At 65.7% G+C, this 15,242-nt stretch carries 14 protein-coding genes; 3 read left to right on the top strand and 11 right to left on the bottom strand.

The window, feature by feature from the left end; all coding sequences use genetic code 11:
* Nucleotides 1-228: 228 nt before the first annotated feature.
* From argR to OH686_RS20690, 8 genes are all read right to left on the bottom strand, one after another.
* Nucleotides 229-1,215 carry a transcriptional regulator ArgR gene (argR, locus tag OH686_RS20725; protein ID WP_289534916.1) on the bottom strand — a complete coding sequence of 329 codons (987 nt, stop codon included), beginning with the start codon at nt 1,213-1,215 and terminating at the stop codon, nt 229-231.
* 16 nt (nt 1,216-1,231) lie between these two features.
* Nucleotides 1,232-1,996 (bottom strand): arginine/ornithine transport ATP-binding protein AotP, encoded by a 765-nt coding sequence (gene aotP, locus OH686_RS20720; protein WP_137971739.1) that lies wholly within the window; start codon nt 1,994-1,996, stop codon nt 1,232-1,234.
* A 19-nt stretch (nt 1,997-2,015) separates the two neighbouring features.
* Nucleotides 2,016-3,128 (bottom strand): succinylglutamate desuccinylase/aspartoacylase family protein, encoded by a 1,113-nt coding sequence (locus tag OH686_RS20715; protein WP_289534915.1) that lies wholly within the window; start codon nt 3,126-3,128, stop codon nt 2,016-2,018.
* Nucleotides 3,129-3,138: 10 nt separating this feature from the next.
* A complete protein-coding gene (locus OH686_RS20710) occupies nt 3,139-3,837 on the bottom strand; it encodes an ABC transporter permease (RefSeq protein ID WP_289534914.1) in 699 nt (232 codons plus the stop codon).
* 10 nt (nt 3,838-3,847) lie between these two features.
* Nucleotides 3,848-4,537: an ABC transporter permease gene (locus tag OH686_RS20705; protein ID WP_289534913.1), complete on the bottom strand. Its 690-nt coding sequence runs from the start codon at nt 4,535-4,537 to the stop codon at nt 3,848-3,850.
* A 128-nt stretch (nt 4,538-4,665) separates the two neighbouring features.
* Nucleotides 4,666-5,442 carry an L-arginine-binding protein AotJ gene (gene aotJ, locus OH686_RS20700; protein WP_137971735.1) on the bottom strand — a complete coding sequence of 259 codons (777 nt, stop codon included), beginning with the start codon at nt 5,440-5,442 and terminating at the stop codon, nt 4,666-4,668.
* A gap of 494 nt (nt 5,443-5,936) precedes the next feature.
* A complete protein-coding gene (gene acs, locus OH686_RS20695; protein WP_289534911.1) occupies nt 5,937-7,892 on the bottom strand; it encodes an acetate--CoA ligase in 1,956 nt (651 codons plus the stop codon).
* A 347-nt stretch (nt 7,893-8,239) separates the two neighbouring features.
* Nucleotides 8,240-9,793 (bottom strand): sigma-54-dependent transcriptional regulator, encoded by a 1,554-nt coding sequence (locus OH686_RS20690; protein ID WP_289534909.1) that lies wholly within the window; start codon nt 9,791-9,793, stop codon nt 8,240-8,242.
* Nucleotides 9,794-10,067: 274 nt separating this feature from the next.
* Between OH686_RS20690 and phhA the strand changes: the two genes are divergently transcribed.
* From phhA to OH686_RS20675, 3 genes are all read left to right on the top strand, one after another.
* Nucleotides 10,068-10,853 carry a phenylalanine 4-monooxygenase gene (phhA, locus tag OH686_RS20685; RefSeq protein ID WP_289534908.1) on the top strand — a complete coding sequence of 262 codons (786 nt, stop codon included), beginning with the start codon at nt 10,068-10,070 and terminating at the stop codon, nt 10,851-10,853.
* 66 nt (nt 10,854-10,919) lie between these two features.
* Entirely contained in the window at nt 10,920-11,273 is a 354-nt protein-coding gene (locus OH686_RS20680) for a 4a-hydroxytetrahydrobiopterin dehydratase (protein WP_289534907.1), read from the top strand.
* On the top strand, nt 11,270-12,466 hold the full coding sequence (locus OH686_RS20675) for an amino acid aminotransferase (RefSeq protein WP_289534905.1): 1,197 nt from the start codon (nt 11,270-11,272) through the stop codon (nt 12,464-12,466). The genes OH686_RS20680 and OH686_RS20675 overlap by 4 nt, the downstream gene beginning before the upstream one ends.
* 61 nt (nt 12,467-12,527) lie before the next feature.
* Here the strand turns inward: OH686_RS20675 and OH686_RS20670 are convergent, their stop codons facing one another.
* The 3 genes from OH686_RS20670 to selD are packed head-to-tail and all read right to left on the bottom strand — an operon-like array spanning nt 12,528 to nt 15,021.
* Complete coding sequence (locus OH686_RS20670) at nt 12,528-12,884, bottom strand: hypothetical protein (protein WP_289534903.1); 357 nt, start codon at nt 12,882-12,884, stop codon at nt 12,528-12,530.
* Nucleotides 12,881-13,987, bottom strand: coding sequence for a tRNA 2-selenouridine(34) synthase MnmH (gene mnmH / locus OH686_RS20665; protein WP_289534901.1), 1,107 nt, complete (start codon nt 13,985-13,987; stop codon nt 12,881-12,883). The genes OH686_RS20670 and mnmH overlap by 4 nt, the downstream gene beginning before the upstream one ends.
* A complete protein-coding gene (gene selD / locus OH686_RS20660) occupies nt 13,987-15,021 on the bottom strand; it encodes a selenide, water dikinase SelD (protein ID WP_289534899.1) in 1,035 nt (344 codons plus the stop codon). The genes mnmH and selD overlap by 1 nt, the downstream gene beginning before the upstream one ends.
* Nucleotides 15,022-15,242 lie beyond the last annotated feature (221 nt).

Genomic DNA, 15,242 nt, shown 5'->3' with positions numbered 1-15,242 from the left:
GAAACCCATCCAGCAGCACAGCAGCAAGCGTAATAGGCGCATCTTCTTATAGTTGTTCGGTTTGCACCGCACTGAGCATAGGCCGGTTTATGGTGCTGAAAAAGCGCAGCGGCCGCCTCCGGCGAGCTCGATGCCCGGCTTGTTGATGACCCGATCGAAGCGCCTCGCTGCAGAGACCCCGGCGCAACGGCGGCATAGGCACGGCGCGCGAGCGACGGGGAACCTGCACTATCCGCGTTCGACGGACGCCGGTGCGATCTCGAAGGGACTGGCGCTGCGGCGCTGGTTGCGGTCTTCCCGCGGGGTGGCGCCGAAGAAGTTGCGGTAGGCGCTGGAGAAGTGCGGACCGGAGGAGAAGCCGCAGGACAGGCCGATCTGGATGATCGACTTGCTGGTCTGCATCAGCAGCTGGCGCGCCTTGTTCAGGCGCAGCTCCAGGTAGTACTGGCTGGGCACGCGATTGAGGTACTGCTTGAAGATGCGCTCCAGCTGGCGACGCGACACGCACACATGCTGGGCGATCTCGTCGGTGGTCAGCGGCTCTTCGATGTTGGCTTCCATCAGCAGCACGGCCTGGGTCAGCTTGGGATGGCTGGAGCCGATGCGGTTCTGCAGCGGAATGCGCTGGCGCTCGCCACCCTCGCGGATGCGCTCGACCACCAGCTCCTCGCTCACCGCCCCGGCCAGCTCGGCGCCGTGGTCGCGAGCCAGCACGGCCAGCAACAGGTCGAGCACGGCCAGGCCACCACAGGCGCTGAGGCGGTCACGATCCCAGTCGAACAGATGGCTGGTGGCGATGACCTTGGGGAAGCGCTCGGTGAAATCGTCCTGCCAGCGCCAGTGCACGGCGGCGCGATAGCCGTCGAGCAGGCCGAGCTGGGCCAGCGGATAGACGCCGGCGGAGAGGCCGCCGATGGCGATACCGGCACGCGCCAGCTGCTTCAGTGCCGAGGACAGCGCCGGCGCCACCTGCGCGGGCGGCTCGTCGGCCAGCAGGAACAGCTTGCTGCAACCCTCCAGGCGACCGCTCCAGGGCTCGCCCGGCATCTGCCAGGCTCCCGCGCTGGGGGCTTCGGCCTGCAGGAAACGCAGCTCGTAGGACACTTCCGGATGAACGCGCTGTGCCACACGCACAGCCTCCTCGGCCAGGGCCAGGGTCATGGGCCTGGTTTCTGGCCAGATCAGGAAGGCAATGCAGTGGGCAGTCGAGGTCATGGAGGCAGTCTAGTGCTTACTTCAGGCTGCCGGAAAGGAACTGCTTCAGGCGCTCGGATTGCGGATTGGCCAGCACCTGTTTCGGGCAGCCGGTTTCTTCCACCAGGCCCTTGTGCAGGAAGATCAGCTGGTTGGACACCTCGCGGGCGAAGCCCATCTCGTGGGTCACCACCACCATGGTGCGGCCTTCCTGGGCCAGGTCCTGCATCACCTTGAGCACTTCGCCGACCAGCTCCGGATCGAGGGCCGAGGTCGGCTCGTCGAACAGCATGACTTCCGGCTCCATGGCCAGGGCACGGGCGATGGCCACGCGCTGCTGCTCGCCACCGGACATATGTGCCGGGTACGCATCTTTCCTGTGCGCCACACCGACCTTGGCCAGGTAGTGCTCGGCCTTCTCGATGGCTTCCTTCTTCGGCACGCCGAGCACGTGCACGGGCGCCTCGATGACGTTCTCCAGGGCGCTCATGTGCGACCACAGGTTGAAGTGCTGGAACACCATGGACAGGCGCGAGCGCATGCGCTGCAGCTGCTTGGCATCGGCTGCCTTGAGCGCGCCGTCCTTGTTGGCCACCAGCTTGAGCTCCTCGCCGTTGAGCAGGATCTTGCCGCCGTGCGGCTGCTCGAGCATGTTGATGCAGCGCAGGAAGGTGCTCTTGCCCGAGCCAGACGAGCCGATGATGCTGATCACGTCGCCAGCCTTGGCCGCCAGGGACACGCCTTTCAGCACTTCGTGGTCGCCGTAGCGTTTGTGCAGATCCTGAACTTCGAGTTTGTACATGGTTGGTCTCTCGTATGGCTCAGTCGCTCAGCAGGCGACCCTGACGAATGGGTTGATGACCGGCCACCTTGGCCAGCCAGAGTCCGGGTTGGGCGAAGCGCAGGCGCTCGCGCACATAGAGCACGCCGGAGGTGGAAGCGCGCACGATGCTGTGGCGATCCTCCAGCGGGTCGATGACTTCGAATAACGGATCGCCAGCCACCACCCAGGCGCCGACCGGCTGCAGGAAGCTGACCACGCCGGGATGCGGCGCATAGGCGTACTCGGCACCGGCGAAGGGCGTGGCCACGCAGCTCGGTGCGGGCGCCGCCGGCCAGTCGCCGTCGATCAGGCCATGCTCGGCGAGGCAGGCGAGGATGGCCTCGGCGCTGGCCTCGGCGCGCTCGCGTTCGGTATCCAGCATGCCGCCCAGCTCCACCGTCGCCGCCTGGCAGGCCAGCGGCACGGCCGCCTGCGGGAAGCTGCGCGACAGACGCAGCCAGGCCATGGAGCAGGCCTCGTCGAAGGAACTGCCGCCGGTATCTTCGGCGACCAGCACGGCACCGGCCTGCAGGCGCGCGGCCAGGGTGGCGAAGGCCTCGGTCTGTTGCGGAATCATGTACAGGTGCGCCACCGCCTCGAAATCGCAATGCAGGTCGAGCACCAGATCGGCGTCGCAGGCATGGCGCAGCAACAGGCGCTGCAGGCCTTGCAGCTCCGAGCCGGCGCCTGGCAGTGCGTCGAGCGCTTCGAGCATGGCCTGGCGGATCAGCCGCACGTTGGCCTGGGCATCGTCCCCCAGGCGGCCTTGCAGCTGCGGCGCCACCAGTTCGGCCAGGTCGGCGAAGTCGCGATTGAAGTTCTTGCCGCTGCCCAGCTCGAAACGCCCCTGGCTGGTGGCCTGGAACATCTGGCCGAGGCCGATGGGGTTGGCCACCGGCACCAGTTCGATCACGCCCTGCACACGACCCTGCCCTTCCAGCTCGGCCAGGCGGCGCTTGAGTTCCACCGCCACGCGCATGCCCGGCAGCTCGTCGGCATGCAGGCTGGCCTGGATATAGGCCTTGCGCTCGCCCGCGCCGAAACGGAACACGCTCAGCGTGCGTTCGGTGCCGGGGCAACCCCAGGGCAGGCGGTGGTCGATGCGTTGCATGGCGTCGGTCTCAGTGCTTGCGCGGGGCCAGGTAGGCCAGCCAGCGGCGCTCGGCCAGCTTGAACAGGCGTACCAGGACGAAGGTCAGGCACAGGTAGAACACGCCGGCGGTGATGTAGGCCTCGAACGGCAGGTAGTACTGCGAGTTGACGGTCTTGGCGGCGCCGGTGATGTCGATCAGGGTCACCACCGAGGCCAGGCTAGTGGTGTGCAGCATCATGATCACCTCGTTGCTGTACTGCGGCAGTGCACGGCGCAGCGCGGACGGCAGGAGGATGCGGCGATACAGCTTGCCGCGCGACATGCCCATGGCCTTGGCCGCCTCGATCTCGCCATAAGGGGTGGCCTTGAGGCTGCCGGCGAGGATCTCGGCGCTATACGCACTGGTGTTGATGGCGAAGGCCAGGCAGGCGCAGAAGGTGGCGTTGGACAGGTATGGCCACATGAAGCTCTCGCGCACCGCCTCGAACTGGGCCAGGCCGTAGTACAGCAGGTACAGCTGCACCAGCATCGGCGTGCCACGGATCACATAGGTGTAGAGCCAGGCCGGGAAGTTGATCGCGGCCTGCTTGGACACGCGCATCATCGCCAGCGGCACGGCTGCCAGCAGGCCGACGGCCAGGGAAATCACCAGCAGCTTGAGGGTGACCAGCACACCGCCGAAATACAGCGGCAGACTGTCGAGTACCACGTTGTAGTCGAAAAGCATGACAACTCCCTCAGATTTCGGCCGTCTTCACGCCGACCGAATAGCGGCGTTCGAGGTAGCGCAACACCACCAGCGACACGCTGGTCAGCACCAGATAGATGGCTGCCGCCAGAAGGATGTAGGTGAACGGCTCGCGGGTCGCGTCGCCGGCGCTCTTGGCGCGGGCCATCATGTCCTGCAGGCCGACCAGGGAAATCAGCGCGGTGGCCTTGACCAGCACCAGCCAGCTGTTGGTCGCGCCGGGAATGGCCAGGCGGATCATCTGCGGCACCAGAATGCGCAAGAACACCCGCAGCGGGCTCATGCCGTAGGCCATGCCCGCCTCGCCCTGGCCCTTGGGGATGGCCATGAAGGCACCGCGGAAGGTCTCGGACAGGTAGGCGCCATAGATGAAGCCCAGGGTACCGACACCGGCAATGAACGGATTGATGTCGATGTAATCTTCGTAGCCCACCAGCGGGGCGATACGATTCACCAGATCCTGGCCGCCATAGAAGATCAGCAGGATCAGTACCAGATCGGGAATGCCGCGAATCACCGTGGCGTAGGCATCACCCATCAGGGCGAGCCACTTCATGGGCGACAGGCGACAGGCCGCACCGAACAGACCGAGCACGATGGCCACCGCCATCGATAGCGCGGCCAGCTGCACGGTGAGCCAAGCGCCATCGAGAATGGTCGAGCCGTAGCCGTTGAACATGGAATCTATCCTCTGGATACACAGGAGGAGGCCCTTACTAGGGCGGGGCTGGGTGAGTCCGGCAGAGCTGCTCGCTCACCCGGCCCGCGCAACGCCCTCCCCATACGGGAAGGGCGAGCGCTGCGGCGTTACTCGCCGTAGACGTTGAACTGGAAGTACTTGTCCTGCACTTCCTTGTACTTGCCGTTGGCGCGGATCGCCAGGATGGCGGCGCTGATCTTGTCGGCCAGGGCCTTGTCGCCCTTGCGCACGGCGATGCCGGCACCGTTGCCGAAGTATTTCTCTTCGGTGTAGTCCGGGCCCACCAGGGCGAAGCCCTTGCCGGCGTCGGTCTTGAGGAAGCCGTCATCGATGTTGACGACGTCGGCCAGGGTGGCGTCCAGACGGCCCGAGGCCAGGTCCAGGAAGATCTCGTTCTGCGAGCTGTAGCGCACCACTTCGACGCCGGCCGGGGCGAAGACTTCGGTGGCGTAGCGGTCATAGATGGACGCGCGCTGCACGCCGACCTTCTTGCCTTTCAGGTCCACCAGCGGGTCTTTCAGCTCGGTACCGGCCTTCATCGCCAGCTTGGCGGGGGTGTGGTAGTACTTGCCGGTGAAGTCCACGGACTTCTTGCGCTCTTCGGTGATGGACATGGACGACAAAACGGCGTCGAACTTGCGCACCTTGAGGGCCGGGATCAGACCGTCGAATTCCTGCTCGATCCACTGGCACTTGACCTTCATCTCTTCGCACAGGGCGTTGCCGATGTCGTAGTCGAAGCCGGTGATGCTGCCGTCGGGCTGCTTGAAGGCGAAGGGTGGGTAGGCCGCCTCGATACCGATGCGCAGCGGTTTGTCTTCTGCCTGGACCAGCGCACTGAAAGCGGAAAGCGCCAGTGCGCCGAGAAGTACGATCTTCTTCATCTTGTGCTCCTTCGAATGGGTACAGCGTTTGGCAGAATGAGGTTCGCCATGGCCTTGATGAATTGTAGAAAGTGTCGCCATGTTTGCCGGCGCAGAATGTGCGGCAATAGGCTCGGCCAAGTGGGCGGCATTCTATCGACCGGGGATAGGTCGATATTTCCTCAAAGCGACAACAAATTACAGAAGGGCAGGACGGGCGCTGAGCGCGTATTGACAGGTCAACCGAAACGTGACCGGCAGGACATAAAAACACAACCCAGTATCAAGGCAATAAGCACGCCAGCTATGGCCAAAGCCTTGAATTCAGTGGGCGCGGCACCCTCCTCCCGGTTTTTCTGATCCGCCAGTGTGCAGCGAGTGTTCCCAGCCGCCCCGAATCGGCGCACGGCGTTACCCTGGGGGTTACGCCTTATCGGGAAAAATCGGTATTCGGCGCCGCAAAAAACAAACCCCGGCTTGTGGCCGGGGTTCTGCACGTCCGCGCAACCGCCCGATCAGGCGACCTGCATGGTGCGATGAGTGTCGATGAGGTGCTGCACCACGCCGGGGTCGGCCAGCGTGGAGATGTCGCCGAGGGAATCGTATTCGGCGGTGGCGATCTTGCGCAGGATACGGCGCATGATCTTGCCCGAGCGGGTCTTCGGTAGTCCCGGAGCCCACTGGATGACGTCTGGCGAGGCGATCGGGCCGATCTCCTTGCGCACCCAGTTCTTCAGTTCCTGACGCAACTGCTCGGAGGTTTCCTCGCCTGCGTTCAGGGTCACGTAGACATAGATGCCCTGCCCCTTGATGTCGTGCGGCACGCCGACCACGGCGGCCTCGGCGACTTTCGGGTGGGCGACCATGGCGCTCTCGATCTCGGCGGTGCCCATGCGGTGGCCGGAGACGTTGAGCACGTCATCGACCCGGCCGGTGATCCACCAGTAGCCGTCTTCATCGCGACGGGCGCCGTCACCGGTGAAGTACATGCCCTTGAAGGTCTTGAAGTAGGTGTCGACGAAGCGGTCGTGATCGCCGTACAGGCTGCGCGCCTGGCCCGGCCAGGAGTCGATGATCACCAGATTGCCTTCGGCAGGACCCTCGATCAGGTTGCCCAGGTTGTCCACCAGCGCCGGCTGCACGCCGAAGAACGGACGGGTGGCCGAGCCCGGCTTGAGCGCGGTGGCGCCCGGCAGCGGGCTGATCAGCACGCCGCCGGTCTCGGTCTGCCACCAGGTGTCGACGATCGGGCAGCGCTCGCGGCCGACGTTCTCGTGGTACCAGTGCCAGGCCTCCGGGTTGATCGGCTCGCCCACCGAGCCGAGCAGGCGCAGGCTGGAGCCATCGGCTCCCTCCACGGCGGCCTTGCCCTCGGCCATCATGGCGCGAATGGCGGTCGGTGCGGTGTAGAGGATGTTGACCTTGTGCTTGTCGATGATCTTGGCGACGCGGGTCACGTCCGGGTAGTTCGGCACGCCCTCGAACAGCAAGGTGGTGGCGCCGTTGGCCAGCGGACCGTAGACGATGTAGCTGTGGCCGGTGACCCAGCCCACGTCGGCGGTGCACCAGTAGACTTCGCCCGGCTTGTAGTCGAACACTCGCTCGTGGGTCAGCGCGGCGTACACCAGGTAGCCGCCGGTGGTGTGCAGCACGCCCTTGGGCTTACCGGTGGAGCCGGAGGTGTAGAGGATGAACAGCGCCTCTTCGGCGCCCATTTCCTTCGGGGCGCAGACGCTGCCGGCCACCTTCATCAGGTCCTCGAACCAGATATCGCGGTGCTGGTTCCACTTGATCTCGGAACCGGTGCGCTTGACCACGATGACCTTCTGGATGCTGCGGGTCTCGGGGTTGGTCAGGGCGTCGTCGACGTTGGCCTTCAGCGGGACCTTCTTGCCGCCGCGCAGGCCTTCGTCAGCGGTGATCACCACCTTGGATTGACAGTCGATGATGCGCCCGGCCAGGGCCTCCGGCGAAAAGCCGCCGAATACCACGGAGTGGATGGCGCCGATACGTGCACAGGCCAGCATGGCGACCACGGCTTCCGGAATCATCGGCATGTAGATGGTCACCACGTCGCCGCGGTGCACGTCCTGGCCACGCAGGGCGTTGGCGAACTTGCAGACCTGTTCGTGCAGCTGGCGGTAGGTGATTTCCTTGTGCTCGGACGGGTTGTCACCCTCCCAGATGATCGCGAGCTGATCGCCGCGTTCGGCCAGGTGGCGGTCCAGGCAGTTGGCCGAGACGTTGAGGGTGCCGTCGGCGAACCACTTGATGTCGACATGGTGGTCGTCGAACGAGGTCTGCTTGACCTTGGTGAACGGCTTGATCCAGTCGATGCGCTTGGCCTGCTCACGCCAGAAGCCGTCCGGGTTGATCACCGACTGCTGGTACATCGCCTTGTAGGTGGCTTCGTCGGTCAGCGTGTTGGCGGCCACCTCGGGGCGGACCGGATAGAGAGAAGCAGCGGACATGTGGATACCTCGGCGGCGCGGTTGTTTTTGTATGCCGCCTTTTGTATCCCCCACCCTTTCGTGGGGCCATTCGACCATGGTCTTACCGCTCTACGACCTTGGTCTCAGCCCCGAAAAGGGGGGACAAAAAATCGCCGAGAGCGATTTTTAACGTCGCCCTGCGACGGCCCGAAGGGTGGCCGCCAAGGATGGCGGACATAAAAAAAAAGGCGACCCACCAGGGCCGCCGCCAATTCATTCCGGGGAGGAATGTCAGAAACGCAGTCCGATTCGCAGGAGCCGGACGACTGACTTTTTACCCCTCCCCGATTCAGCGAACCATTACACCAAGGTCGTAGGGCAATGCCCTACTCCTTGCCCAGGCCGTGCTGGCGCAGCTTGTTGGCGATGGTGGTGTGCGATACGCCGAGGCGCTTGCCCAGCTGGCGGCTGCTCGGGTGCTCGGCGTACAGACGCTCCAGCACCGCCTTCTCGAAGCGGCCGAGGATGCTGTCCAGATCGCCCTCGACGGAGAACTCGCCGAGCGGCTGCGGCGCGCCGTAGTCCGGCAGGCGGATATGCTCGGCCTTGACCGTGCCGCCGTCGCACAGCGACACGGCCTGGAACAGCACGTTCTCCAGCTGACGCACGTTGCCCGGCCAGTGGTAATGGACCATGCGCTCGAACGCCGGCGCCGCCAGCTTCGGCAGCGGGCAGCCGATCTGCCGGCTGGCCGAATCGAGGAAATGCTCGACCAGCGGTGCCAGGCCGTCCAGACATTCGCGCAACGGCGGGATATGCAGGCTGAGCACGTTGAGGCGGTGATAGAGGTCCTGGCGGAACTCGCCCTTGGCGCACAGCTCGGACAGGTCGACCTGGGTGGCGCAGATCACCCGCACATCCAGGTACACCTCCTCGTCGCTGCCCACCCGGCGGAAGCAGCCGTCCTGCAGGAAGCGCAGCAGCTTGGCCTGCAGGCGCGGGCTCATCTCGCCGACGCCATCGAGGAACAGGGTGCCACCCGCGGTCAGCTCCAGCAGGCCGAGCTTGCCCTCCGGCCGCGCGCCCTCGAAGGCGCCGGGGCCGTAGCCAAACAGCTCGGTCTCGGCCATGGATTCCGGCAGCCCGGCGCAGTTGAGCGCCATGAACGGCGACTGCCCGCGCGGGCTGGCCAGGTGGCAGGCGCGCGCCAGCAGCTCCTTGCCGGTACCGGTCTCGCCCTCGATCAGCAGCGGCGCATCCAGCGGCGCCATGCGCCGCGCCTCGCGCACTACGGCGGCCATCACCTTGGAGCTCTGGAAGATCGAGTCGAAGCCGCGCAGCTCCTGCTTGCGCACGTGATAGATGCGCTCGCCCACGCGGTCGGCGCGGTGCAGGGTGAGCACGGCACCGGCCAGCGCCTCGCTCTCGTCGTGCTCGGACTGCAGCGGCGCGATATCGGCGAGGAAGATGTCGCCCTTCACTTTCACCCGCAGGCCGTTGACCCGCGACTTGTTGGCGCGCACCAGCTCGGGCAGGTCGAAGTCCTCGATATAGCGCGACAGCGCCATGCCCGGCACCTCGTCCACCCGCACGCCGAGCAGCTGGGCGGCGCTGCGGTTGGCCGCGACTATTGAGCCGCCCATGTCGATGGACAGCACCGGGAAATCCAGGGCGCCGAGCAGCGCGTTGAGCTCCAGGTGACGGCGCTCGCTGGGCATCAGGCCGACGCGCTTGACCCCGAACACACCGGCGATGGCCTCCAGCTTGGGCCGCAGGGCCTGGAACTGCAGGTTGATCAGGTTCGGGCAGTGCAGATAGATGGCGTTGCCCTGCTCGCCGCCGACTTCGCCACGGGCGACATTGATGCCGTAATCGACCAGCAGTTCGAGGATGTCGCGCAGGATGCCGACACGGTTCTGGCAATGGACCTTGATACGCACGGTTGAGGGACCCTGGATTGTGATTATTGACTGGGCCACGGCCGTTTTTTCGCAAGGCGGCCGTTATTTTTCGTCAAGAATATGTGACAGCCAGGAACTGCAGCAAGGCGATGATTTGCAGCCCCAACACTTTCGTAATGATTTATTTACGATCAAGGCCGCACGAGTGCGGCCATGCACCACCCTCTCCTGCTGCCTCGCCCACGCTTCTGCGGTACTGCTTAGGCAACACAACAAATTCCGCGGCATGTACCGCAGATGAGGAGGCGAGGCGATGAAAACCACGCAGTACGTGGCCCGGCAACCGGACGAACACGGTTTCATCCACTATTCGGACACCGAGCATCAGGTGTGGAACACCCTGATCACCCGGCAGATGAAGGTGCTCGAAGGCCGCGCCTGCCAGGAGTACTTCGATGGCATCGAACAGCTCGGCCTGCCCACCGAGCGCATTCCCCAGCTCGGCGAGATCAACAAGGTGCTGGGCGCCACCACCGGTTGGAGCGTGGCCCAGGTGCCGGCGCTGATTCCCTTCCAGACCTTCTTCGAGCTGCTGGCCAGCAAGCGCTTCCCGGTCGCCACCTTCATCCGCACCCCGGAAGAGCTGGACTACCTGCAGGAGCCGGACATCTTCCACGAGATCTTCGGCCATTGCCCGCTGCTCACCAACCCCTGGTTCGCCGAATTCACCCACACCTACGGCAAGCTCGGCCTGGCCGCCACCAAGGAACAGCGCGTGTACCTGGCGCGGCTGTACTGGATGACCATCGAGTTCGGCCTGGTCGATACCCCGCAGGGCCGGCGGATCTACGGCGGCGGCATCCTCTCCTCGCCCAAGGAGACGGTCTACAGCCTGTCCGACGAGCCCGAGCACCAGGTGTTCGACCCGCTGGAGGCGATGCGCACGCCCTATCGCATCGACATCCTGCAGCCGCTGTACTTCGTCCTGCCCCAGCTCAAGAGCCTGTTCGAGCTGGCCCACCAGGACATCATGGGCATGGTGCAAAACGCCACGGCGCTGGGCCTGCACGCACCGAAGTTTCCGCCCAAGGCCGCGTGAGCCGGCGGAACCCGTCCTAAGCTTGCAACCTCTACGTTCAAACACCCTTTGCTCCAGGAGCCCAGAATGTCCCTCGCCCAAGCCCAATGCGAAGCCTGCCGCGCCGACGCGCCCCACGTCTCCGACGAGGAGCTGGCCACGCTGATCCGCGAGATCCCGGACTGGAACATCGAGACGCGCGACGGCCACATGGAGCTGGAGCGCGTCTACCTGTTCCGCACCTTCCGCCATGCCCTGGCCTTCACCAACGCGGTGGGCGCCGCCGCCGAGGAAGTCGGCCACCACCCGGCCCTGCTCACCGAGTGGGGCAAGGTCACCGTCACCTGGTGGAGCCACGAGATGAAGGGCCTGCACCGCAACGACTTCATCATGGCCGCCCGCACCGATGTGCTGGCCGCCAGCGCCGAGGGCCGCAAGTGAGCCACTTCGCCGCCATCGACCGGGTGCCGGGCGATCCGATCCTCGGCCTGCTAGACGCCTATCGCGCGGACAGCAACCCGGCCAAGCTGGACCTGGGCGTGGGCGTGTACAAGGACGCCCTCGGCATCACCCCGATCCCCTACGCGGTGAAACTGGCCGAGCGGCAACTGGTGGAACACGAGCCGACCAAGAGCTACATCGGTGGCCACGGCGACGCGGCCTTCGGCGAGCAACTGCTGCGCCTGGTGCTGGGCGCGGACAACGCGCTGCTGGGCGCTGGCCTGGCCGGTGCCACCCAGACCCCCGGCGGCACCGGCGCCCTGCGCCTGGCCGGCGACTTTATCGCCGCCCAGCTGCCGGGCCGTGGCATCTGGCTGAGCGCACCGACCTGGCCGATCCACGAAAGCATCTTCGCCACCTGCGGCCTGCGCGTGGAGCACTATCCCTACGTCGGCGCCGACAACCGCCTGGACGTGGAAGCCATGCTCGACGCCCTGCAGCGAGTGCCGGCCGGCGACGTGGTGCTGCTGCACGCCTGCTGCCACAACCCCACCGGCTTCGACCTGAGCCAGCACGACTGGCAGCGCGTGCTGGAAGTGGTCAAGGCCCGCGAGCTGCTGCCGCTGATCGACTTCGCCTACCAGGGCTTCGGTGACGGCCTGGAGCAGGACGCCTGGGCCGTGCGCCTGTTCGCCGCCGAGCTGCCGGAACTGCTGATCACCAGCTCCTGTTCGAAGAACTTCGGCCTGTACCGCGAGCGCACCGGCGCGCTGATCGTGCGGGCGGAGAACTTCGAGAAGCTGATCGACATCCGCAGCCAGCTGGCCTTCCTCGCCCGCAACCTGTGGTCCACCCCGCCGGCCCACGGCGCCGCCGTGGTCGCCAGCATCCTCGGCGACGCGCAGCTGCGCACCCTGTGGACCGAGGAAGTGGAAGCCATGCGCCTGCGCATCGCCAACCTGCGCAACGGGCTGGTGAGTGCGCTGGCGCCGCACGGCCTGGCCGAGCGCTTCGCCCACATCACCGCGCAGCGCGGCATGTTCTCCTACACCGGCCTTACGGCCTCCCAGGTGCAGCGCCTGCGCCAGGAGTTCAGCGTGTACCTGGTCAGCAGCGGCCGCGCCAACGTGGCGGGCATGAGCGAACAGCGCCTGGACTACCTGGCCGACGCCATCGCGCAGGTCTGTCGATAACGGGCTACGCGCTGAACGAAAACGCCGCCCGAGGGCGGCGTTTTTCATTGGCGCTGGCGAATCAGTCCAGCTGGTCGTCGCGAATCAGCACATAGCTGCGGTCGGCCTGGTCGTAGACGTAATACATCTCCACCTTCATGCCACGCACCACCGCCACGTAGTCACCGGGCTCGGCAACGAAGAAATCGTTGCTGTCCGCCTTGGCCGGGCTCTCGATCTGCGCGGTGAAGAACAGCGCCGGATCGCTGCCATCGAAATAGTCCTCGCGCTCGGCGGCGTCCCACTCGGCCGGAGCCTCGAAGGCGCCTTCAAACAGCACATGGCCGTCGCCCAGCTCCAGTTCCTCGGCGTCCGGATCGTTCTCGTCCGGGCGGTACAGGGTGCAGTCCAGCGCGTCTGGATGGTCTTTGAGTTTCATGTCTTGCTCCGTGGTGCGCGATTGCGCAGGTAGTCCAGCACGGCTGACTGTTCGCCAGCGAATTCGATGCGCGCGGACTTGCTCTCGCGCTGGTAAACGTACATCGGGTCGTAGTATTCGTTCAGCAGGCCCTCGATCCAGCCGCGGTGCAGCTCCACCGCGCCGCTGCGCGCCTGCTCGTCCAGCGCCTGCTGCAACAGGTCGCGCAGCCGCGCGTGGCGCTCGCCGCCCAGGCGCTTCTGGATATTGTCCATGCTCTGCAGCATGCGCGCGGCGAACAGCACGAAGCCCTGCTCCTCGCCGTGCACGGCCAGGAACTCGGCGGAGAGTCCGGTCACGTAGTCCTTGAGGATGCGCTCGACGCGGCCCTCGACGCTGTCTTCCAGCCAGACCATGGGGAACTGCTGCATGCCCTGGTGCAGCGCCAGCGGCAGCGAGCAGGTGCCGATCAGGCGGCTCTCGTCCTCCAGCACGAACTGCTGCTGGCCACGCGCGCGGCGCTTGAGCAGGTCGACGGCCAGGCGGTTCTCGAAGTCGATCTGCGACGGCTGGCCGGTGGCGCGCTTGCCGAAGCTGGAGCCTCGGTGATTGGCGTGGCCTTCCAGGTCGATGCTGTTGTCCAGGGCGGCCACCACCTCGGTCTTGCCGGTGCCGGTCATGCCGCCAACGATGACGAAGTCACACTCGGCCACGGCGTTGTCCAGCGTCTCGATCAGGAAGCTGCGCATGGCCTTGTAGCCACCGATCACCCGCGGGTAGTCGACCCCGGCTTCCTTGAGCCACTGCTGGACGATCTGCGAGCGCAGGCCGCCGCGGAAGCAGTACAGGTAGCCGTTCGGGTTGGCCTTGGCGAAGGCCGCCCAGGCCTCGATACGTGCGGCCTTGACCTTGCCGGAGACCAACTGGTGGCCCAGCTCGATGGCGGCCTGCTGGCCGTGCTGCTTGTAGCAGGTGCCGACTTTCTGCCGCTCGATATCGGTCATCAGCGGCAGGCTGACGGTATGCGGGAAGGCGCCCTTGGTGAATTCCACCGGGGCGCGCATATCCATCATGGGGACGTCGTCGAGGAACAGCTGGCGGTAGTCGGTGGTGTTGTCGCGCATCACAGCACCTCTACCGCGTGGCTCTGTCGCGGGGCCATCTGGCCAATGGGCGCCAGGTCCAGGCCCAGCTCGGCGGCCACAGTGAGGAACTCGGCCTCGCCCTCCGGTGCCACGGCTACCAGCAGGCCGCCACTGGTCTGCGGGTCGCACAGCAGGTTGCGCTGCTCCTCGCTGATCGGCGCGATCTTCTCGCCATAGCTGTCGAAGTTGCGCAGGGTGCCGCCGGGCACGCAGCCATCGGCCAGGTAGTAGTCGACACCCGGCAGGCGCGGCACGGCGGCGTAGTCCAGCTGGGCGGTGAGCCCCGCGCCATCGGCCATCTCCACCAGGTGGCCGAGCAGGCCGAAGCCGGTGACGTCAGTCATGGCGCGCACGCCGGCCAGCTTGCCGAAGCGGCTGCCGGGCTTGTTCAGGGTGCACATCCAGTCGCGGGCCAGACCCACGTCCTGCTCGCGCAGCTTGGCCTTCTTCTCGGCGGTGGTGAGGATGCCGATGCCCAGCGGTTTGCTCAGATACAGCCGGCAGCCGGCGGTAGCGGTGTCGTTGCGCTTCATATGTTTCTTCTCGACCACACCGGTCACGGCCAGGCCGAAGATCGGCTCTGGCGCGTCGATCGAGTGGCCGCCGGCCAGCGGGATGCCGGCGGCGTCGCACACGGCGCGGCCGCCGCGGATCACCTCGCGGGCCACCTCGGCCGGCAGCAGGTTGACCGGCCAGCCGAGAATGGCGATGGCCATCAGCGGGTCGCCGCCCATGGCGTAGATGTCGCTGATCGCATTGGTCGCGGCGATGCGGCCGAAGTCATAGGGGTCATCGACGATCGGCATAAAGAAGTCGGTGGTCGAGACCACGCCGCGTTCGTCGTCCAGGGCGTAGACCGCCGCATCGTCTCGCGAGGCATTACCGACCCACAGCTTGGGGTCGAGGTTCTGCGCGCCGCTACCAGCGAGAATCACTTCCAGCACCTTGGGGGAAATCTTGCAGCCGCAGCCGGCACCGTGGCTGTACTGGGTCAAACGGATCGGCTCGCTCATCGGCAACGCTCTCGGCAAATCGGAAAACAGGTCGCGGATTCTAGCAAAGCTGTTCTTTGCCACGGTCGCCCATATAATCCCCGGCTTTCAACTTTACTCATGGGGGCGCGCGAGCGGCTGAAGGGCTAGGCGCCCGGAGCGGAGCAACCGGAGTGGGCTGTAGCCCATGAGGATTGCGAGCACCGCGCAACGCAGCCATTCTGTCGCGTAGCCGTCCCCAA

The organism is Pseudomonas sp. SO81, assembly GCF_030374125.1.
Classification (GTDB): Bacteria; Pseudomonadota; Gammaproteobacteria; order Pseudomonadales; family Pseudomonadaceae; genus Aquipseudomonas.
This window is presented reverse-complemented; position numbering and strand designations above follow the sequence as displayed.